Source organism: Pseudomonas sp. dw_612, from assembly GCF_018449725.1.
Classification (GTDB): domain Bacteria; phylum Pseudomonadota; class Gammaproteobacteria; order Pseudomonadales; family Pseudomonadaceae; genus Aquipseudomonas.
Genome location: NZ_JAAVVC010000004.1, coordinates 139,317 through 160,987 on the forward strand (window position 1 = coordinate 139,317; position 21,671 = coordinate 160,987).

The following is a 21,671-nucleotide window of genomic DNA, read 5'->3' on the forward strand; positions in this document are numbered from 1 at the left end:
AAGCTCGCCAACCAGGCACTGCACCCAAGGATTCGCTTGTGACCACCGACGCTCCAAAATTCCGTCGCGTTGAAGCCGACGCGCGCCGCGAACTACTGATTGCCGCCACCCTGCGTTGCCTGGCCCGCGACGGCCACGCCGGTATTTCCGTGCGCCGTATCGCGACCGAGGCCGGGGTGTCCGTCGGCTTGCTCAATCACCATTTCGGCAGCATTGATGTGCTGATCGCCGACACCTACCAGACCCTCGCCAGCGAGCTGACTAGCGCCCTGCTCGTGGAAGTCCAGCAGGCCAATACACCCGCCGAAAAAATGGACACCTTCCTCGTCGGCTCGTTTTCGCCACGGGTCATGGACCCGCAGTTGCTTGGGGTCTGGGTGGTGTTCTGGAGCCTGATCCGGCACTCGGAACACGTCAGCCAGACCCACGAAAAAAGCTACCGCGCCTACCTCGATCTGTTGCGCCAACTGCTGGACGATCTGGCGGCCAGCGAGGGTTTCGTGATCCACGACACGCGCCTGGCGGCTATTGGCTTATCGGCGATGCTCGACGGACTCTGGATCGAGTGGTGCCTGAACCCCGAAACCTTCAGCCCCGCCAACGGCCTCCACATCTGTCGTTGCTGGATAAAGGGGTTGCGTCACGGAGCATTCAGCACCGACGACGTCCTGGGAAGCGTGGCGCCCGAAGATCATGGCCAGGGTGCCGCTGACCGCGATCAGCCCGGCACCGATCATCAGTGACACGTCCATCAGCGTGCCCCAGATCAGGTTGGAAAGCGCGAACGCCCAGATCAGCCCGGTGTACTCGAAAGGCGCCAGCAAGGTCGCGGTCGCCCGCTGAAAACTGGCGAACAACAGGAACTGACCGATACCGCCCACTAACCCGGCCGCGAGCATGCCCAGCCAAGCGGGAGTCGGCGCCGGGGTGTGGGTCCAGGGCAGCGCCACCATCATGCAAATGACAAACACCACGTTGGTGATCAGCATCTGTTCCAGCACCGAGGTCTGGTCGTCGACCTGCCGCAACTGGATGTAGGTGAACGCCCAGCACATCGCCGCCAGCAGCGTGAGGATGATCGGCAGCGGATCGGCGATATGGCTCGGGCGGCAGGCGATGATCACCCCGACAAAACCGAGGATCAGACTGAACCACTGCCAGCCACTGGCGCGTTCCTTGAGGATCATCGCCGCCAGCACCGTGACCATGATCGGTGCCGAAAAATACAGCGTGGTCATCTCGGCAAGGGTCAGGTCCCGCGCGGCGGTGTAATACAGCAGCCACGCCACGATCGACAACAAACCGCGCACCACCAACAAACGCCGACTCGGCGAACGCCAGGCCCGCTGCACCAGCCGCAGGCGCCCCGCCAGCAAACACGCCACGACCACCACCAGGCTGCGCCAGAACAGGATGGTGACCACCGAATAGCCGGCCACCAGCCACTTGATGCCGGCGTCTTGCAGCGCCAGGAACGCGTAGCCCAGGGTGCACAGGCCAATGCCTTGCAGCGAGCGGTCGACGATTGTTGGCGAACTCATTACACCGACCTGCGCACGGGCGTCCCGCGTCGCTCGACGAAGGCAAACAGCGCCTCGATCAGGAAGGTCAGGCACACATACACCCCCGCCACCAGCAGCAACGGCTCATAGACTTGCAGGGTTTGCGCCCGGACCACGTTGGCGGCGCCCAGCAAATCGATCACCGCAATGGTCGAGGCCAGCGCCGTGGACTTCAGCAACATCACGGTTTCACCGGCCAGGGTCGGCAACAACAAGCGCATCGCCCGGGGCAAACGCACTCGCAACAGGGATTGGCGCGAGGTCATGCCGAACGCCGACGCGGCTTCCATTTCACCCCGTGGCACCGCCAGCAGGCCACCGCGAATCACTTCGCCGACATAGGCACCCATCGACAGCACCAGGGCAAACACGATGTACCAGTAGCCGTCACGCAGGTAGGGCCAGAGAAAGCTGCCGCGAATCAGCGGAAACTGCGCAAACAGGCTGCCGAGTCCGTAATAGAAGATGTAAATCTGGATCAACAACGGCGTGCCGCGAAACACGCTGGTATAGAACAGGCTGGCCTTGGCGATCACCTTGTATCTGGAGATCCGCGCCAGCGCCACCAGGATGGCCAACAAGAAACCGAACACACTGGACAGCAACAGCAGGGTAACGGTCGTTTGCAACCCTCGGCCCAACAGCGCTGCGTATTCAACTATCCACGCTGGAATCATTTCAATCACTCAGCCAAAGGCATCCAGCGACGAATGCGTCGCTCAAGCCGTCCCGACAGGTAGTTGGACACTAACGTCACCGCGTAATACATCGCCGCGGCCGTGAGGTAGAACAACAGATAATGACGCGTGGAACCCGCGCCTTGCTTGGCGGTGTACAACAGCTCGTTGGTGCCGACCACGCTGATCAATGCGCTGTCCTTGATCAGGTTGATCCACAGGTTCGCCATCCCCGCCATCGCGAAGGGCGCCATGATCGGCAACGTGACGCGCCGGAACAGGCCGAACCCGCTCAGGCCGAACGCCCGCGCCGCTTCGATCTGGCCGAACGGAATCGCCTGGATCGCCGCGCGGAAAATCTCCGAGGCATACGCGCCCTGCACCAGCCCCAACACCACGATCGCCGCCAGCGGTCCGCTGACATTCACCACGCCGTAACCCAACTGGGTCATCAGCGAGTTGAGCAGCATGGAGCCGACGTAGTACAGCAGCAGGATCAGCAACAACTCCGGCACCGCGCGGAATAACGTGGTGTAGCCGCGCATGAGCGTCGCAATCGGTTTCGGCGCATTGAGCTTGAGGCAGGCCACGACCAGCCCGATGGCCAGCCCGAGCACAAAGGCCCCGGCCGAAATCTGCAGGGTCATCCACAGCCCTTTGAGCAGCGCACCGCCCCACCCGGTTTCGCTGAAATTGATCAACTCGAACATTGCTGGCATTTCATTCTCCAGTCAGCGACCTTGAAAACAAGACATCCCCTGTGGGAGCGGGCTTGCTCGCGAAGGCGGTGGGTCAGCCGACATCATTGCTGAATGAAAAGCCGCCTTCGCGAGCAAGCCCGCTCCCACAGGTTCTATGTGGCGTCAGAACGCAGGTTTCACGCTGGTGCCGAAGTAATGCTCGGAGAGGTCGTCGTAGTCCTTGCTGGCCAGCAAGGAGGTGATGGCCTTGTCGAGTTTGGCCTTGAGCTCGGTGTCGTCCTTGCGCAGACCGGCGCCCACGCCTTTGCCGAAGATCGGGTCATAAGGCACCGGGCCGAGGTACGCCAGGTCCTTGGCATCGGGGGTCTTGACGAAGGCCGCCATGGCCGTGCCGTCCGCCATCATCAAGTCGATGCGACCGGCAATCAGGTCGGCGTTGGCCGAGTCCTGAGTGTCGTAGTACTTAACGTCGGCAATTTTTTCGTAGTAGGTCTTCAGGAAACTCGCGCTCACCGTCGAGTTCTGCACGCCGATGGTTTTGCCCTTGAGGTCATCCGGGTACTTTTTCACCGAAGCGTCTTTCGGACCGACAATCGCAATCACCGAGTCGTAGTAGGCCTTGCTGAACGCGATCTGTTTTTCCCGTTCTTCGGTCACCGACATGGAGGAGAAAATCACATCGATCTTTTTCGCCAGCAGCGACGGAATGATCCCGTCCCACGCCACTTCCTTGATTTCGCACTCCGCTTTCATTTCGCTGCACAGCTTGTGAATCAGGTCGACTTCAAAGCCCTTCCATTCACCGTTGGCCTGTTTCTCGGTGTACGGCGGATAAGGTTCTGCCGCGACCGCGAACCGGATCGGTTGGGCTTGCGCCGCGCTCATGCCGGTCAGCATGACGCACGCCACGCCGGTCAACCAGTTTGCCAAACGTCGATTTCCCATGATTTTTCCCCGTCTTTTTATGATGCGTTAGCGAGTCTGATGAGCGTTGACGAACTGCCGGCAACGTTCGCTGCGTGGGTGTACAAACACTTCATCCGGCGAACCGGTTTCTTCAATCAGCCCTTGATGCAAATAGGCGACTTTGGAAGACACATCGCGAGCAAAAGCCATCTCATGGGTCACCAGGATCATGGTCCGGCCTTCTTCCGCGAGGGAGCGGATCACCCGCAGCACTTCGCCGACCAGTTCCGGGTCGAGTGCCGAGGTGGGTTCATCGAACAGCATGACTTTGGGGCGCATGGCCAGGGCGCGGGCGATGGCCACCCGTTGCTGCTGTCCCCCGGAGAGAAACGCCGGGTACTCGTTGCGCTTGGCCGCAAGCCCCACGCGTTCCAGCAAGGCTTCGGCCCGTTCAGTGGCTTCGGCACGGCTTTCACGCAGGACCTGGGTCGGCGCTTCGATGAGGTTTTCCAGCACCGTGCGATGGGGCCAGAGGTTGAAGTTCTGGAACACCATGCCCAGGCTCGAACGAATTCGCACCAGTTGCTTGGCATCCGACACCAGCGGCGCGCCGGGACGATCGAAGTTCAGGTGAATGCTTTCGCCGTCCACCAAAATGCGCCCCTGGTCCGGCACTTCGAGCATGTTGATGCAGCGCAGCAAGGTACTTTTGCCCGAGCCGCTGGCGCCGATCAGGGAAATCACGTCGCCTTCACGGGCGGTCAATGAAACGCCCTTGAGCACCTCGATATTGCCGAAGCGTTTGTGCAGTTGATCGACTTCGATCATGGTCCGGGCCGCAACCGGCTCAGCCGTTGCAGCGCTGGTGACACGGGCGATCACCGGCCGAGGCGCTTCGCCTTTGAGCACCAGGACAAAGTCGCGAATGCGCTGGCAGGCCTGGGCCAGTCGTTCTTCGCCCAGCGTGAATGAGAGTCGCACAAAGCCTTGGGCCGGCTCACCGAATGCAGCGGCATCCAATACCGAAACCTTTGCTTCGCGAAGCAGACGCCAGGCGAATTCCAATGAAGTCAGCCCGGTGTCACGCACATCCACCAGAACAAACATGCCGGCGTCGGGATTGAGCACTGAAATGCCCGGGCAATCCGACAGACCGGCCACCACCAGATCCCGGCGATGGCGATAGATTTCGCGCATGCCTTGGGTGACTTCGTCGTGGGATTCCACCGCTTTGAGCGCCGCTTCCATGACAAAACCCGGCAAGCCGTAGAGCATGCTCAACACCAGGTTTTCCGCATGGGCGACCATCGTTTCATCAGCGACGATCCAGCCGGTGCGCCAGCCGGTCATCGCGTGGGATTTCGACAGGCTGCCGATCACCACACAACGCTCGGCCATGCCCGGCAATGACGCCAGGCTCAGGTGTTCGCGTTCGAACGTCAGGCTTTCGTAGACCTCGTCCACCACGACCCACAGGTCATGGGCGATGACGAGGTCGGCGATGCCTTGCAGCTCTTCGCGGCTGAGCACCACGCCGGTTGGGTTGTTGGGATTGGAGAAGAAAATCGCCCGGGTCTTCGGGGTGATCGCCTTGGCGAGGACGGCGGCGTCGAGGCGGAAACCTGCGTCCGCCGAGCACGGCACGCGGACCAGCGTCGCACCTGAGGCCTTGAGCGTCGCCTCGTAGGTGACATACATCGGGTCCAGCGCAATCACTTCATCGCCGACATTGAGCAGGCACATCGAGGTGGCGAATAACGCGTTCTGTGCCCCGGCAACGATGATCACGTTGGACGCATTCACTTCACGGTCGAACAAGCCGCTGTAGCGGGTGGCGATGGCTTCGCGCAAGGCCTGGCGGCCGGCGATTTCGGTGTAGTGGGTGTCGCCTTCACGCAAGGCGTGGATTGCGGCGTCGGTGATGAAATCCGGGGTGGGGAAATCCGGGTCGCCGACACTGAGGATGATCACGTCTTCGCCACGGCGCCGGGCTTCGAACGCTGCATTGTGAATATCCCAAGCGGCAACGCCATCGCCTGAAATCCGCTCAACAAAGGGTGAAAACCGCATGCCAGTGCCTCGTTCGAAGGGAAGAAACGCAAGCCCGCAACCAACCGGGGGTGGTGGAGCCAACATAGCCGACGCTGAACAGTCGTTCAACAGAAAACTCACGGTGGTGCGCGTTCAGCGTAAACAGGTCGTTTTCACGACAGTCGAGCCGTTTTCTACTACGGAAATTTTCTTGGGTTTATCGGCACGCGCAGGCGTGTTTGAGTTCGATAAAGCTCACGCCGGCATGGGCAAAACCGCGGCGCAGATCGCGCTCCAGCTCATCGAGACTTTGCGGCTCGTGCACCGTGCAACCGAAGGCTTTGGCCAACAGCGGGAAATCCGGATTACGCGGCAATACACCCACCGGCTCGATGTCCAGACTGAGCATGTCGTCGCGAATCTGCCCCAGGGCGTCGTTGTTCCAGAGCAGTACCACCAGCGGGCTGTCCAGTTCCTCGACGGCGGTGGCCAGCTCCTGCGCGGTGTAAAGAAAACCGCCGTCCCCCACCAGCACCAGGCCGGGTCGCTGCGGCGCGCCGAATTTCGCACCGATACCCGCCGGCAAGCCATAACCCAGGGTGCCGTAGCCGGTGGGATGCAGCCAACTGCGGATACCCTGGCTGGCGAACGCGTAGTTGCCGGTGTAGGCCAGTTGGGTCATGTCAGTGCTGATGACGGTGTCGGCGGGCATCGCGGCGGCGATGCGATCCAGAATCTGTTGATGGATCGACTGCAACTCACCGTGGCCACTGCGGATGGCCGCTTTCAAAGCGCTCACCGCCGTGACCGCTTCATGAGCATCGCGGGCCTCGTCAGGCACGCGTGCCAGCAAGGCCCCGAGGGTTTGCCGGGCATCGCCGCGCAACGCAACGGCGCAAGGATAGAAATCGTTGAACTTGCGTGGATCGATATCGACCCGGATCACGTCACCGCTCAGCGGCAGGCGCTCGCGCCAGTAATCGGTGTCGGCCATTTCCGTACCGACGGCCAGCACCACGTCCGCTTGCGCGATCAAGTCCCAACCGGGTTGCACGCAGAGGCTGGAACCGGCATTCAGCGGCGCATCCGGCGCCAGCAGGCCTTTGCCGGCGACACTGGTGAACAGCGGCGCGGCAAGACGTTCGCTCAAGGCCTGCAACTCGGCCCCCGCCGCCAATGCTCCGCCACCCGCAATGATCATTGGACGCCTGGCCTGTTGCAGACGCTTGGCCGCCTCATCCAGCGCACCAACCTCAGGCAGACCGCGCCCGGGCCGACGCACCACCTCGGCGCTCCAGTCTCGGCTGATCGCCCCGGCCAGCACATCCAGCGGCACCGAAATATGCACGGGGCGTGGCCGCTCGCTGTCGAACACGGCAAAGGCGCGGGCAATCAGCTCAGGCAAATCGTCAGTGTTCAGGGCCACCGCCGAAAACGCGGTGATGGGCGCGGTGATTGCCCGTTGATCCTGGGTTTCATGCAGGCTGCCCCAGCCTTTGCCGAGGCTGGCGGTGTGGTTAACGCTGGAGATCACCAGCATTGGAATCGAGTCCGCATAGGCCTGGCCGATAGCGGTCGCCGCGTTGGTGACGCCGGGGCCGGTGATGATGAAGCACACGCCCGGTTTGCCGCTGACCCGGGCATAGCCGTCAGCCATGAAACCGGCGCCCTGCTCGTGGCGGGTCAACACGTGACGAATGCCGCTGCCAGGCAGGCCGCGATAGAGCTCCAGTGTGTGCACGCCCGGGATACCGAACACGGTGTCGACGCCGTAATTGGCCAGCAGACGCACCAATGCCTGGCCGCCGGTGAGACTTGGAGAAACAGGTTGCGGAGTCGATTGAAAGCTCATGCCAGCCCTCGTTTTATTGTTTTGAAGTGATGAAGGATGGTGTTGATACTAAACACTCGTTCAACAGAGAGGCAAGCGTTTACTTATCTGCGAAAACACATCACAAAGATCAATTAATTATTTGTTTTTAAACGCCTTTATTCAGCCAGAATGGATAGCCGGCTGACAGATGTTACATCTTCGAACATTCCTGAATACTCAGGCCGCCAGCGAGGCACCAGCGGTAAACAGATAGCCGGCACCGTGAATGGTGATGATCAATTCCGGCTCGGCCGGGTCGTCATGCAGCTTGCGGCGAAGTCGCCCCACCAGCACATCAATGGAGCGATCGTTGGGCAGCCATTCGCGGTTGCGCAACTGGTCCATCAACTGGTCGCGGCTCAAGGTGTGGCCGCTGTTGCGCATGAACACATTGAGCAACTGGAACTCGCCATGGCTGAGCAGGGTTTCGTGACCGTCACAGGACTTGAGTCGGCGGCGGTCGGTGTCCAGGGTCCAGTCGGCGAAACGCTTGAGGTGCGCGTCGGGTTGCACCGCAGGTTGTACGAGCAATTGAGCGTGGTGCACGCGCCGCAGCAGGTTGCGGGCGCGGGTAAGCAATTCGGCAGGGGCCAGGGGTTGGGTCAGGTAATCATCGGCGCCGCATTCCAGGCCCGCGAGACGTTCGACGTCATCGTCCCCCATCAGGATAATCCCGACCTCCGAACGCTCGCGCCATTGGCGAGTCAGGGCCAGGGCTTTGCTGCCCGGCAAATGCACGTCCAGCAACACCAACCCTACCGGGAAACGCTCAAGGCACGCATCGGCCTGATCGGCGCTGTCGGCACAGTGGACCTCATACCCTTCCCTGTCCAAAAAACCCTGCAACGATTCCCGCAACAGCGGCTCTTCACTCACCACCAGTACGCATGGCATCAGCTTCATGACCTGGCTCCTGTTCGTGCCGCGAACGGCCGATTTTTTTGGAATTTTACGAAGCGCGAAGACCTGCACTGTAGCGACTGCTGAACAGTTGATCAACAAGCCGAGATCATTGCGCGATGAAACGCCGAAACCCGCCCATTTGCAGGCCATCGACCCAGGCCTCACAAATCAGCACGCCCTGGGCCGGGGTAAACGTGCTGGGATTGAGCCCGCATTCCAGCCACAAACCATCCAGCAACGCACTCAAGCCGATGGCCGCCAGACTGCTGTCGAAACCTTCCCAGCCCTCCTCTTGGGCCAACAACGTCAAGGCTTCGCCCATGATGGTCCGATACTCGCCATAGGAATGATCGTGGGCGCGATTGATCGCATCGGCGGTTTTCACCGCGCCCCAGAACGCCAGCCAGGCTTCGAGCAGTTCGGGATCAAGCATGCGCGAGGAAAACGACGCTTCGAAAAACGCCGACAGATGCCGTCGCGCACCGTTGCCCGAGGCGGCCACGGATTCGCGCAACAACTTCATCACCTGCCCGGTGATGTGCAGATAGGCATCGGCGACCAGTTCATCCTTGCCGGCGTAGTGATGACTGATCAAGCCCACCGACACCCCGGCCTGCGCGCAAATCTTGCGGATCGAGGTGCCGACAAAACCGTACTTTTTCAGGCACGTCAGTGTCGCCGCCACCAGATTGGCCTTGCGCAATTCGGGGTCCATTCGCAAAAAACGCGCTTCCTCGGCCATGGTGCTCCTGCCCTCTCTTAAAAGCGTCAGCGGATCGGATACAGCACCTCGTCAAACTGCGCCAGGCGCGGGAAGACCAGCGGCGCATCTTGGTCCAAATGTGCCAGCCGCTGTTGGTAATCAAGCAGAAACTGTCCGCGCGCATCGGCGCTGATGTAAGGCACATGCCACGCCACAAACGGCGGCAACACGTCGAGGCCGACATACGCCAACGTGCCGCGCAGCAGCGGTCGCAACATATCCTCCAGAGGGCCGTGAATCGCGTCTTCGCCGAACATGTGCTCGCGCCCGCCGAGGGTTACGGTGACCAGCGCTTTCTTGCCCGCCAGCCCGCCCTGATCATAGAAACGCTTGCCGCCGTAACAGACGCCGGAGACCAATACCCGGTCGATCCAGCCCTTGAGGATCGCTGGCATGGAGAACCAATAGATCGGGAAATTGAGGATCAGCAGATCGGCCCAGAGCAACTTGTCCAGTTCCTGCTGGATGTCCGGGGCCAGGCTCTTGGTCTTGACGCCCAGGCGCTGTTCGAGGGCGTAGACCAGATACTCGGGGTTGTCCCGATCAGAGAAATCCTCGGCGCTGGCGACCGGGTTCCAGTGCATGGCGTAGAGGTCGGAAACCTGAACCTCGTGACCCTGAGCGTGCAGGGTCTGCACAGCCTGATCGCGCAAAGCGCTGGTAAAGGATTGCGGTTCGGGATGGGCGTGAAGAATCAGAACATTCATTTGGGCAGCCTTATGCAATCGGTGATTTGGTCAGTGTTTCAGGCGAGGCGGATCAGTGCATCCACCGCCACGGCGCCCTGGGCATTGACCAGCAAAGGGTTCACATCCAGCTCCAGCAAGCGGTCGGCGTTCTCGCCGGCGTAATCCGCCACCGCACGAATCGCCCGGACCAACGCCGGCATATCCACCGCCGGCCCGCCGCGAAAACCCGTGAGCAATGGTGCACAGCGCAGGCTCAGCAGCGCATCGTGGATGGCCTGGTCGGTGGTCGGCAGCAACAGGCTGCGACTGTCCTTGAGCAGCTCGACCAAAATGCCGCCAGCGCCGATCACCAGCGCCAGGCCGAAGCCGGTTTCGCGTTTGATCCCGACGATCAACTCAGCCAAGGGCGGCGGTGCCATGCGTTCGAGCAACACCTGATCGAATACCAGACCCGGCACATGCTTTGCGAGATTGCCGCGCATGGTTTCCAGCGCTGACTTCAACGCTGTTGGGTCTTTCAGGTTGAGCGCGACGCCGCCGGCTTCGGTTTTGTGCGGCAGGTCGGCGCTGACCACTTTGAGGACCAAGGGGTAACCGAGGTTGCTGGCCTCGTCCAGCGCCTGTTCGGGACTGCACAAACGCGCTTCCGGCAAGGGCAGGCCAAACGCACGCAACGCCTGTTTGGATTGCCACTCATCCAACAGCAGTCCTTCAGAAACCAATGCAACCGGACAGATCGGCGCCAGCACCGATTCACCCTTGGCCAGCAACACCTGACGGCGCGTCTGATAGCGAGCGATCCGCCCCCACGCCGCCAATCCATCTTCGATGCCCTGCAGTGCTGCCACGCCACGGGCATGCAGCCGATCACGGGCACTGGCCGGGAGCAACTCGGGGAACGCCGACGCCACCACGCCAGTCTTGCCATGCCGCTCCAGTCGTTCGCAAAACAACTCCAGCAGCAAGTCGCATTCCTTGCGTTCACCGGTGGATTCGGCCGGGTAATCCAGCACCAGCAATGCCGCATCCGAAGGCGTGCGCAACACGTTGTCGAGCATGTTTCCCAGCGCATCGCGATCGCCCCAGATCGCCGTGGTGAAGTCCAGCGGATTGACCAGATTGGCGTAGCTCGGCAAGACCTGCGCCAGTGCGGCGCGCTGACTGTCGTCAAACTTGGGCAGGGTCAGGCCGTTGCGTTCGGCGTAGTCGGCGATGAATCCTGCGTCACCACCGGAACAGGCCAGCGCCGTCAGGCTCGGGCCGGCTGGCAAACGACCGCACGCCGCAGCCTTGAGGGTTTCGACAAAACTCACCGGCCCGCTGACCCGGATCACACCGAGACGCTCGAACAGGCTGTCGTACAGCGCATCGGAACCGGCCAGGGAACTGGTGTGACTCAACGCCAGTTCGGCACCGATCTGCGACACGCCGGTTTTCAGGGCGATCACCGGAATGCCTTTCTCCAGTGCCTTGTGCGCGGCGCGGGCAAAACCGGGGACGTTCTTCAGCCCTTCAAGGTGCAAACCGATGGCCGTCACGCGCGGTTCGTCGAGCAGCACGTCCATCAATTCGGCCACGCCCAACTGCGCCTGATTGCCCACCGAGGCCATATAGGCCAATGGCAGCGATCGATCGCTCATGCTCAGGTTGTAGGCAAAATTGCCGCTCTGGGTCAGGATCGCGACGCCCTTCTCAACGGCTTTACCGCCATGGGCCACCGGCCACAACGCAGCGCTGTGCAGGTAGTCGAGCAAGCCGTAGCAGTTCGGCCCGAGCAGCGCCATGTCGCCGGCGGCTCGCAACAGTTGCGCCTGCATGGCCAGCCCTTCCTCGCCGGTTTCAGCGAAACCGGAGGCATAACAGATCGCCCCACCGGCGCCCTTGGCCGCGAGGTCGGCAACGCAACTCAGTGTCAGTTCGCGATTGGTGGCGATAAACACCGCATCCGGCCCGCAAGGCAAATCGGCAATCGACGCCACGCACGGAATGCCCTCAAGGCTCTCGTGCTGCGGATTGACCAGCCACATCTGCCCCTGAAAGCCACCGTCAGCGCAGCGTTTGTACGCCCGCGCCATGCTGCGCCCACCGACGAACGCCAAATGACGCGGGGCCAGCATGCGCTTGAGATTGTCTCTGATTGACATGGGATTCTCCTTGACCCATCAGCGCAGCAGCGGCCGCAGCAGCTCGCGGGAAATGATGTGGCGCTGGATCTCCGACGTGCCTTCCCAGATCCGCTCGATCCGCGCGTTGCGCCAGATCCGCTCCACCGGCCCCTCGTCCATCAGGCCCATGCCGCCGAAAATCTGCACCGCCTCATCGGCAGCGCGGCCCAGTACTTCGCTGGCAAACAGCTTGGCCATGCCGGCCTCGCCGTCGGTCATGGTGCCCTGGTCCATTTTCCACGCCGCGTGCAACGCCAGCAGTTCAGCGGCGCGGATTTCGGTCGCCATGTCCGCCAACTTGAACGAAATGCCCTGATACGTGCCGATGGCGTGGCCGAACTGCTTGCGATCCGCCGCCCATTGCAGCGACACATCCAGCGCACGCTGGGCCTGACCGACACAGTTGGCGGCCACCATCACCCGGCCGGCGGTGAGCCAGGCGTTGGCCACGTCCCAACCTTTGCCGACTTCACCCAGCACTTTGGAGGCTGGTACGCGGCAATCGTCGAAGAAGATCTCGCTGGTGTGATAACCGCGATTGCTCACGCATTTCGGACCACGGCGGATAGTCATTCCCGGCGTATCGCGATCCACCAGGAACGACGTCACCGCGTTGCGCTGGCGGCCGTTGTGCTCATAGGTGTCGGTGACCGCGAACACAATCGCGAAGTCGGCATGCCCGGCGTGGCTGATGAAATGCTTGCTGCCGTTGATCACGAAGTCATCGCCGTCACGCACGGCGCGGGTCTTGATCGCGTTGGCGTCGGAGCCGGCGCCCGGTTCCGTCAGGGCAAAACAGTCGACCTTTTCGCCGCGCACGCAGGGCAACAGATAGTCCTCGACCTGCGAGCCGGTGCAGGCCATGAGGATCTTCGACGGACGCGCGACGAACACGTGCAGCGCCCACGACACCTTGGACAGCTCACGCTCGACCAGCGCCTGGGACAGGTAATCGAGGCCACCACCGCCGACCTCTTCCGGCATGTTGAAGGCATAGAAGCCTGCGGCGAGCGCTTTGGCGCGAATCTGCGCGGCCAGTTCCGGCGGCACGGCATCAGCGCGGTCGACAGTTTCTTCGTGGGGCAGCAGCTCTTTCTCGACAAAACGCCGCACCGCTTCCACCAGCATGTCCTGCTCTTGAGTCAGTTGGAAATTCATGGCTGTACGTCTCTGCTGTTGGATTAGCGGCCGATAAAGTGAGGCGTGCGTTTTTCCACGGCAGCCTTGAGGGCTTCGGCGCCGTCGTGGCTGCGACCGCAGAGCAAACCAGCGGCCTGTTCGGCTTCAAGCTGTTCGGCGAGGCTGCGCTGGGCGCCGTCGCGTATCAGCACTTTGGTCTGTTTGAAGGCGAACGTCGGGCCGCTGGCCAGTCGCGCGCCCAGTTCGGCAGCGCTGCCGAGCAACTGATCATCGGCACAGATTTCGCTCACCAACCCGGTGGCCAGCGCACGATCGGCACTCCAGATTTCGTCGAGGAACAGCAGACGCTTGGCCTGTTCGGCGCCGATCAAGCGCGGCAAATGCCAACTCGCGCCCGCATCCGGCGAGTAGGCCAGACTGGTGTAGCCGGCCTTGAACCGCGCCGATTGGGCGGCCAGGCGAAAATCGCAGGTCAGGGTCAAATCCATCCCGGCGCCGACAGCGATGCCGTTGATGGCGGCGATGGTCGGTTTGCTGAAACCGTGGAGGCGGTTCATCAAGGTGTGGGCCGTCTCGGTCCAGCCATAGCTTTCCAGGATGCCGCGGCTTTCGGCATCGGCCCATTCGGCCACGTCGGCGCCGGCGCAGAAGCCTTTGCCAGAACCGGTCAACACCAGCACCCGGACGTCGGGGTTGGCATCGTGCTCGTCGAGCAGGCCGATCAATGCCTTGAGGGTCGGAATATCCAATGCGTTGCGTTGTTCGGGGCGATTGAGCGTGACCCAGGCGATGCCGTTTTCTACCCGGCTCAGCAGTGTCGAATGAGAAGTCATGAAAGGCCCTCGTCTTATTGTTTTTGAGTTGCGGGAGTTGAATTGCTGCCGATACTAAACAAGTGTTCAGTAAGGCGGCAATCCCGTGCCAAAAGGCCCTGTAACACACGCTACAGGACTTAATTCATTGATTAATTTCTGGTTTTTCAAGAAACAGAGGATGGCGACGGTGGAAGTTGTTACATCTTCGAACAACTCCCTGCCTGATCCATCGTTAGAGCGAGCCTGTCTTACTTGCCGGTTTTCACGTTGTTCCACACCCGGGTCATGGCCCGCATACCTTGGGCGTCGTGGGTCTTTTGCGTGAACAGGCGCTGGCGTGTCGCGTCATCCGGGTAGATCGCCGCCGTGGCCAGCACATCGGCATCGACTAACGCGGTCGCCGCCGAGTTGCTGTTGGCGTAGTGAATCAGGTTAGTGACGTCGGCCATGTTCTGCGGCTGCAACAGGAACTCGATGAACTTGTGCGCGTTGGCGGCATGCGTGGAATCTTTCGGGATGTACAGGTCGTCGAACCAGATCAGCGAACCTTCCTTGGGCACGAAATACGCCAAGTTGGTCTTGAGCCCCGCTTCTTTCGCCCGCGCCTGGGCAGTGGCGGCATCCCCCGACCAGGTCATGGCCAGACAGGTGTCGCCGTTGGGCAAACTGTTGAGGTAACTCACCGAGTCAAACTTCTTGATGTACGGGCGGACCGCCAACAGCACGTCCTGCGCGGCTTTAAGGTCGTCGGCAGAAGCACTTTGCGGGTCGCGGCCAAGGTATTGCAGAACCAGCGGAAGGACTTCGGTGGGAGCGTCGAGCAAAGTGACGCCGCAATCGGCGAAGCGCGAAACCACTTTTGGGTCGAAGAGCATGGCCAATGATCCGAGCGGCGCATCGGGCATTCGCGCCTTGATCATATCGACGTTGTACGTCACCCCGTTACTGCCCCACGTGTAAGGCGCTGAATAGATCAGGCCCGGATCGTAAGCCTGCAACTTTTGCACAATCTCCGGGTTCAGGTTGCTCCAGCCCGGCAACTGTTTTTTGTCCAGCGGCTGGAATACGTTCGCCTTGATCAAGGGCGGAACCAGCGAAGCGTTCAGCATGACCAGGTCATAACCGGAGTGGCCGGTCAGCAGTTTGGCCTGGACCGTCTCGTAGCCATCAAAGGTGTCGTAGATGACTTTGATGCCGGTGGCCTTCTGGAAATCCGCCAGGGTGTGTTCGCCGATGTAATCCGACCAGTTGTAAATGCGCAGCGTGTCATCCGCCTCCGCCGCATGAATCGCCGAGCACACAGGGAAAAGCAACAGACTGGAAAGGATGGCTAGCGCAGTTCGCATTTCTATTCACCTTTTGGTGTTTTTCTTCTGAAGGAAGCGTGCGCCTTTACTATTTAGCCATTGAGGGGTCGGCACCATACTCCAAATGGGTAGGTGCACTGAGGTGCCGACAAGATGGGGTTGCTGAAGCAACGTCAGGCTTTCTGTAACCACTCGATAAACTGCGCAAACAACTCCGACTGCGAGTTGATGCCCAGCTTCAAGTACAGGTTTTTCCGGTGCATGCGCACGGTTTCGGGGGAGATACCCATTTCCCGCGCGGTGGATTTGATCGAGTGCCCGCGCAGGACCATGTGCGCACTCTCTCGCTCGCGCTCGGTCAACACGTCGCAGCCGAACTGTTGCATCGCGACTTGAATACGCTGGTTGACCACCGTTGACGCATCCGGCGAGGCGGATGCCATGATTGAATCCCGTTGCTGGTCAATGTAGCCGCACTGGCGGATGAACAACCGCACCATCGGCTCGACGGCCCGCAGCACATCCAACTGGTCGACGCTCAGGCAACTGGCGCCCATGCCCTGGAACAGGCTGACGGAAATCTTGCTGTGGTCGTCCAGGTTGACGATGTAATAGCTGTCTTCGGTGCAGCCCAGATTCAGGTAATAGGTCTTGTAATACTCGCTGTCGAAAAAGTCGTCTGGGGCAATCTCGGCCAGCGAATAAAAGCCTTGGGCCAGACCGCCGTCCACCGCCAGGCAAAACGGATCGAGCAGATAGCCCACCGAAAAGTAGCGATTGAGGATCGCGTCGAGGTGCTGCTCGGGAATGCCGTGCTGATAGAGCAACCTGGGCGGACAGTCCTTGCGTTCCAGGCTGATCATCACTGACTCGACCGGCGCCAGCGCGGTCAACGCCACCACTAGATGGCGCAGCGCGTCGGGCTCGGCGCCATGCTGGAACGCGCGCTCAAGTTCCACATGCCATTGGTGCAGGGCATGCAGGGCCAGGGTGATCGAATGAGGGGGAGCCGATGAGTTCATGCCGGCCAGTCTAGCGATTGCCCCCTCCCCGCGCAAAGGTGCGAAACGGCGCTTCATTGCCCGGCGTAATCACCGCTGCATTGAAGCTCCACGGCGACTTCGAGGATGCATTCGCGCAGCGTCTCGACGATCTCGTCGACTTGCGCGTGGCTGATCGTCAACGGTGGCGACATCACGTTGAGGTGCACGATCGGCCGCACCAGTAAGCCTTTGTACTGGGCGCGCAGATGGATTTTCTCGCCAATGTTCAAGGCCTCCGGGAACAGTTTTTTCGTGCGTTTGTCTTCGACGAACTCCACACAGGCCATCAATTTCTTGCAGCGCACGTCCCCCACTAGCGGCAAGCCTTCCAGGGTCTTCAGCCGCCGCTCAAAGTACTCACCCACCTCATCGACATGGGCCAGCAGGTTTTCCCGCTCGATGATTTCGATGTTCTTCAGCGCGGCCGTGCAGCACACCGGATGGCCGCTGTAAGTAAAACCGTGAGTGAAACAGCGTCCCTGGCCCGGCTCGCTGATCACATCCCAGATGCGTTGGGAAAAGATGCAGGCGCCCAGTGGCAGGTATGCCGACGTCAGGCCTTTGGCGGTGGTGATGATGTCGGGTTGCACACCGAACACATCGAGGGAGGAAAAGAACTTGCCCAAGCGACCAAACGAGGTCACCACTTCATCCGCGACAAACAGAATGTCGTACTTCTGGCAGACCTCCCACATCCGCAGCAAATACCCCTCCGGTGGAATGATCACACCGCCGGAGCCCATGATCGGCTCGGCGTAGAACGCGGCGACCTTGTCCGCGCCGATACTCAGGATCTTGTCCTCAAACTCGCCCACCAGGAACTCCAGCAGTTGCGCTTCGTCCATGCCCTCCGGCGCCCGATAGGGATTGGGGCTGGAAACGTGATGGATTTTATCGTGGGCATAATCGAATTCGGGGACCCGATCCGCGGCTTTGTTGCCGATCGACATCGTCAGGCACGTGGAGCCGTGATAGGCGCCATGCCGCGCGATCACATGCTTTTTCTCAGGCTTGCCCCGGCAGTTCTGATAGTACTGAATCAACCGGTAACTGGTGTCCACCGCCGTCGAACCACCGGTAGTCAGAAATACGTGGTCCAGATCACCCGGCGCCAGGCTGGCCAGTTTCTCGCACAGGCGAATGGCAACGGTATTGGCCATATCGGAGAACGGATTTGAATAGGCCAGTTGACGAACCTGATCGGCGATGGCGTCGGCCATTTCTGCACGGCCCAGGCCAATGTTGGTGCACCACATGCCGCCGACCGCATCGAGGAATCGATTGCCATCGGCGTCGTAGATGTACGCGCCTTCGCCGGCCACAATGTTCAGGGCACCCTGCTCCGCGTGGTCATCGAACACGTGATAGCCGTGCATGTAATGCGCCTTGTCCGCGCGGGTCAGTTCCGCCTGCTCGGCAGGGGTCAAAACGGCTGGTTTTGAAATCGGCATGAACGCTTCCTTCTCGAATTGTTGTCATGCCGATCATTCAGCCGATTGCATAGCGGCGCCATACTCCAAATGGGTGGGTGCCGGATCGTCTTGGGTTATTTGCCGGGCACAAAAAAGAGGCCGAAGCCTCAGAAAAACTCGAACGGCTTGGCCCTTTTCCCGTGTCCTCCAGGCCGTTGAACCGCAGACTGGGGATCAGAACGTGGCCGGTGTGTTGATCCACAAAATCCGCACGATCTCGCGGGTGGTATTGCGATAACCATGGGGCACATTGCTGGGAAAGTGAAATGAGTCGCCCGCGTTCAGTGTGTAGGTCATCTCACCCAAGGTCAGTTCGAGGCTACCGTCGATCACATAGCCCATCTCTTCACCGACATGCTCGATCATCTCGCTGACCATGCCCGGCGCAACAATATGGATATCACCCTGCAGCAAGCTGCCTTTCTGCGGATGGGTTACGCGCTCAAGATCGATGTAGCCAGATTTGCCACCCTTGGCGAAGCGGTTGACCTGGCGTGATCCGGCACGCAGTACAGGCTCTTCCGAGCCCCAGTCTTCGGACGTCAGTTCGGACACGTTGCTGCCCAGTGCCTGGGCCAAACGGTGCAACATGGCCAGCGACGGTGAAGCCGCGTCGTTCTCCAGTTTGGATATCAGGCTTTCGGAACAACTGGCGGCCTCGGCGACCTGTTTCAACGTCAGGCCCACGACCTTGCGCGCGTGACGCAGACGGACACCGAGGCTCGGCAGGCCGTTGGTATGCAACGCCTTGGCGGGTGTATTGCTGGGTTTGGACATGCGTCCCTCATGGAAAATATAAGCAAGCGTGACGACAGGTATCCTAGGTCGCGCGGATGCCTGTCGTCCACTGACGCGACAACGATCAGCCGTGAACCGAGAAATGGACCTCAACCGGATTCAGGTTGTTGATCGGCACGATGTCCTGTGGGCAGGCGGACATTACCACCACCACATCGATATCGGCACGGATCTCGACGTAGTCACCGGCCTCGGACACTGGCGGCAGCCATTCGACACTGTAATCCGGCTTGACTGGGATGTTCATCCACAAATTATACGGCTGCGGTACTTCGCGTGAACGCAGGCCGATGGCTTGCAATGCCATGCGCATGTTATCGGCGCAACTGTCGTGGTAGCCCTCAACGCCAAGATTGGTGTAGCGATACAGATCGCAGGCGGCCATCAGCGTGTCGTGGATGCCCGGCGAGGTATCGGTCAGCAGTGTGCCAATGCTACGGCGACGGTTGCTGTAAAGCTCATCGCCGACGTTCGGAATAATGCTGTTGCAGTGGGCACGGGCGTGTTCCATGGAGAGAAACTCACTCATGTCCTGCGCATTGAACAGCCAGGTATCGCAGACTTGAGTACCGTGCGTGTTGACGATCCTGATGATTTGACCGGCCTTCACACGAACCGCACGACCGCTGCGGGCCGGCACGGTGTAGAGCTCGCCGAGCACCGGGGTACCGTCTACAGAAATCGGCTCGTTGAGGGTGGCGTTGACGCCCAGGGAAGAGCCATTGTCAGGATGGCAGCAGGCCGGATAGTCATGGGCGTGGGTGATGTTGGTCATGGTAACTCCTTCGTTTACGGTTGTTCTGCGAGTGAAACCAGGGCCCAGGCAAGCGCCCGGGTACCTGCTTCCAACTGCGCGGGTTCAGTGAATTCCAATGGGTTGTGACTGATACCGTCACGGCTGGGGACAAACAGCATGCCGGTCGGGCAATGACCGGCGAGGTACATCGCGTCGTGGAAGGCGCCGGAACGGATCGACAACCGTTGCAGGCCAGTGGCGTCACAGGCCTGTTCCAGTACCGCAACCACTGCCGGACAGAACTCGGTCGACGCGTGGCTAAACAAGCGTTGCAACTGGGCATCCGCCGGCAGGCAGGCCGCAATCCCGTCATCAAAAGCCGCCAGCACCGCAGGGTCGGCATGGCGAAAATCGATACTGAACGTGGCTTCGTTGGCAATGGTATTGATGACGTTGGGCGACACGTTCCAACGCCCGAAAGTCAGGCGTTTTTCGTCACCGGCAATCAGGTTCGCCAAGGCATCGATGCGTTGGACGGTTTCGATGGCGAGCAGCATCGCGTCACGGCGCATGGACATCGGTGTGGTCCCCGCGTGGGCCGACGCACCGCTGCAAACCACCTGATACCAGCGCACACCTTGGATACCGACGACCACGCCTAATGGAATGCCCGCTTGCTCAAGCACCGGGCCTTGCTCGATGTGAAGTTCCACAAACGCATGAGCGTCAATCCTGGCGCGCAATGGCAGATCAGCGAAACGTCGCGAATGAAGGTCCAGCGCTTCGCCCAGCGAAATCCCGGCGGCGTCACGATGGCTTCGGTAAGCCTCCAGCCGCGCCGGTTCAACATAAGCGCTGGACCCCATGGCGCCGGGGCTGAAACGACTGCCCTCCTCATTGGTCCAGACCACCACTTCAATCGGGCGAAGAGTGCGAATACCCGCCTCTTCCAGCGAGTAAAGACACTCCATTCCAGCCATCACGCCATAGCAGCCATCCAGACGCCCACCGGTAGGCTGAGTATCGATATGGCTGCCAGTCATCACAGGGGGCAGGTCCTCCCTGCCCTCGCGACGAATGAAAAGATTGGCGCAACCGTCGGTCCAGACCTGGCATCCAAGCTGTCGCGCCTTATCGATCAGCCAGGCACGCGCCTGAAAATCTTCTTCAGACAGCGCCTGACGATTCATCCCGCCACGCTCTCCCGGCCCGAAGCGCGCCAGGTTGTCGAGCAAGTCATGCAGACGTTCGGCAGATACTGCGTCGAGAACACGTTGTTCAATCATGGCGTGACCTGCGTGCGAGGCATGAGGCTGCGGTTGAACCACGGCGTGAGAAAGCGTTGCAGGCGTTCGGTCTTGGGTGTCTGGAACAGCGACAAGGGCGGGCCGGTCTCGACGATCTGTCCCGCCTCCATGAACACCACCTGATTGGAAATTTGCGCTGCAAAACTCATTTCATGGGTGACCATCACCATGGTCATGCCGTCATCGGCCAGGCTGCGAATCACCTGCAGCACCTCCTCAACCAACTCGGGATCGAGCGCCGATGTCGGCTCATCCAGCAACATCAGACGCGGCTTGACCGCCAGGGCGCGGGCAATGCCAACCCGTTGTTGTTGACCGCCGGACAAGCGCGCCGGATAAGCATCAGCCTTGGCGGTCAGACCGACACGCGCCAGTGCGGCATCGGCCAACGTCCGAGTCTCGGCCTTGCTCATGCGCTTGCCCAACACCAGCGGAGCCATGACGTTCTCGCGCACGGTCATGTGCGGCCACAGGTTGAATTGCTGAAACACCATCGCCAGCGGCTTGCGGACCTCGTCAATCGTGGCTTCGCTGTCACGATCCCTGGCGCTGCGGCCCGGACCGCTGTAGCCGAGCAACTGGCCGTCAATCCAGATCTCACCCTCGTCATAGGTTTCGAGGAAGTTCATACAACGCAACGCGGTGGTTTTGCCGGAGCCTGAGGGGCCGATCAGCGAGACAATCTCGCCCGCCTGCACCGACAGCTCAAAACCTTTAAGCACACAGTTGGCACCGTAGGATTTGCCGACGCCGTGCAGTTGAAGGAGGGGTAACGTGCTCATG

General features: G+C 60.7%; 19 protein-coding genes and 1 pseudogene. 1 reads left to right on the plus strand and 19 read right to left on the minus strand.

Going from position 1 to position 21,671, the window contains the following annotated elements; all coding sequences use genetic code 11:
* Positions 1-149 precede the first annotated feature (149 nt).
* A pseudogene (locus tag HB680_RS08375) lies at positions 150-578 on the plus strand (TetR family transcriptional regulator C-terminal domain-containing protein); the annotation flags it as partial.
* On the opposite strand, the gene HB680_RS32695 reads toward HB680_RS08375, so the two are convergent.
* From HB680_RS32695 to HB680_RS08465, 19 genes are all read right to left on the minus strand, one after another.
* Positions 534-1,541, minus strand: a complete 1,008-nt coding sequence (locus HB680_RS32695; RefSeq protein ID WP_256735478.1) for a DMT family transporter — start codon at positions 1,539-1,541, stop codon at positions 534-536. The pseudogene HB680_RS08375 and the gene HB680_RS32695 overlap by 45 nt on opposite strands.
* Complete coding sequence (locus HB680_RS08380; protein WP_213938040.1) at positions 1,541-2,239, minus strand: ABC transporter permease subunit; 699 nt, start codon at positions 2,237-2,239, stop codon at positions 1,541-1,543. The genes HB680_RS32695 and HB680_RS08380 overlap by 1 nt, the downstream gene beginning before the upstream one ends.
* A gap of 5 nt (positions 2,240-2,244) precedes the next feature.
* Entirely contained in the window at positions 2,245-2,958 is a 714-nt protein-coding gene (locus tag HB680_RS08385) for an ABC transporter permease subunit (RefSeq protein ID WP_213938041.1), read from the minus strand.
* Positions 2,959-3,102: 144 nt separating this feature from the next.
* Positions 3,103-3,885 (minus strand): transporter substrate-binding domain-containing protein, encoded by a 783-nt coding sequence (locus HB680_RS08390; RefSeq protein WP_213938042.1) that lies wholly within the window; start codon positions 3,883-3,885, stop codon positions 3,103-3,105.
* Positions 3,886-3,912: 27 nt separating this feature from the next.
* A complete protein-coding gene (locus HB680_RS33025; RefSeq protein WP_213938043.1) occupies positions 3,913-5,916 on the minus strand; it encodes an aminotransferase class I/II-fold pyridoxal phosphate-dependent enzyme in 2,004 nt (667 codons plus the stop codon).
* Between the two features lie 178 nt (positions 5,917-6,094).
* Entirely contained in the window at positions 6,095-7,729 is a 1,635-nt protein-coding gene (locus tag HB680_RS08400) for a 5-guanidino-2-oxopentanoate decarboxylase (protein ID WP_213938044.1), read from the minus strand.
* A gap of 198 nt (positions 7,730-7,927) precedes the next feature.
* Positions 7,928-8,647, minus strand: coding sequence for a winged helix-turn-helix domain-containing protein (locus HB680_RS08405; protein ID WP_213938241.1), 720 nt, complete (start codon positions 8,645-8,647; stop codon positions 7,928-7,930).
* A gap of 112 nt (positions 8,648-8,759) precedes the next feature.
* The gene (locus HB680_RS08410) at positions 8,760-9,395 is read right to left on the minus strand and encodes a TetR family transcriptional regulator C-terminal domain-containing protein (RefSeq protein ID WP_213938045.1); all 636 of its coding nucleotides are present in this window, start codon (positions 9,393-9,395) and stop codon (positions 8,760-8,762) included.
* A gap of 26 nt (positions 9,396-9,421) precedes the next feature.
* A complete protein-coding gene (locus HB680_RS08415; RefSeq protein WP_213938046.1) occupies positions 9,422-10,123 on the minus strand; it encodes an NAD(P)H-dependent oxidoreductase in 702 nt (233 codons plus the stop codon).
* 38 nt (positions 10,124-10,161) lie between these two features.
* Positions 10,162-12,249 (minus strand): acetate--CoA ligase family protein, encoded by a 2,088-nt coding sequence (locus HB680_RS08420; protein ID WP_213938047.1) that lies wholly within the window; start codon positions 12,247-12,249, stop codon positions 10,162-10,164.
* A gap of 18 nt (positions 12,250-12,267) precedes the next feature.
* On the minus strand, positions 12,268-13,428 hold the full coding sequence (locus HB680_RS08425) for an acyl-CoA dehydrogenase family protein (RefSeq protein WP_213938048.1): 1,161 nt from the start codon (positions 13,426-13,428) through the stop codon (positions 12,268-12,270).
* 23 nt (positions 13,429-13,451) lie between these two features.
* Positions 13,452-14,243, minus strand: a complete 792-nt coding sequence (locus HB680_RS08430; RefSeq protein WP_213938049.1) for an enoyl-CoA hydratase-related protein — start codon at positions 14,241-14,243, stop codon at positions 13,452-13,454.
* Positions 14,244-14,473: 230 nt separating this feature from the next.
* Positions 14,474-15,571, minus strand: a complete 1,098-nt coding sequence (locus tag HB680_RS08435; protein WP_213938050.1) for a polyamine ABC transporter substrate-binding protein — start codon at positions 15,569-15,571, stop codon at positions 14,474-14,476.
* 134 nt (positions 15,572-15,705) lie between these two features.
* Complete coding sequence (locus HB680_RS08440; protein ID WP_256735480.1) at positions 15,706-16,554, minus strand: LuxR C-terminal-related transcriptional regulator; 849 nt, start codon at positions 16,552-16,554, stop codon at positions 15,706-15,708.
* A 53-nt stretch (positions 16,555-16,607) separates the two neighbouring features.
* Positions 16,608-18,026, minus strand: a complete 1,419-nt coding sequence (locus HB680_RS08445; protein ID WP_213938052.1) for an aminotransferase — start codon at positions 18,024-18,026, stop codon at positions 16,608-16,610.
* A gap of 195 nt (positions 18,027-18,221) precedes the next feature.
* Positions 18,222-18,824, minus strand: a complete 603-nt coding sequence (locus tag HB680_RS08450; protein ID WP_213938053.1) for a cupin domain-containing protein — start codon at positions 18,822-18,824, stop codon at positions 18,222-18,224.
* A gap of 85 nt (positions 18,825-18,909) precedes the next feature.
* On the minus strand, positions 18,910-19,620 hold the full coding sequence (locus tag HB680_RS08455) for an urea carboxylase-associated family protein (RefSeq protein ID WP_213938054.1): 711 nt from the start codon (positions 19,618-19,620) through the stop codon (positions 18,910-18,912).
* Between the two features lie 14 nt (positions 19,621-19,634).
* Positions 19,635-20,867, minus strand: coding sequence for a M20 family metallo-hydrolase (locus HB680_RS08460; RefSeq protein ID WP_213938055.1), 1,233 nt, complete (start codon positions 20,865-20,867; stop codon positions 19,635-19,637).
* Positions 20,864-21,670: an amino acid ABC transporter ATP-binding protein gene (locus HB680_RS08465; RefSeq protein WP_213938056.1), complete on the minus strand. Its 807-nt coding sequence runs from the start codon at positions 21,668-21,670 to the stop codon at positions 20,864-20,866. Before HB680_RS08465 ends, HB680_RS08460 begins: the two co-directional genes overlap by 4 nt.
* Position 21,671: the final 1 nt, after the last annotated feature.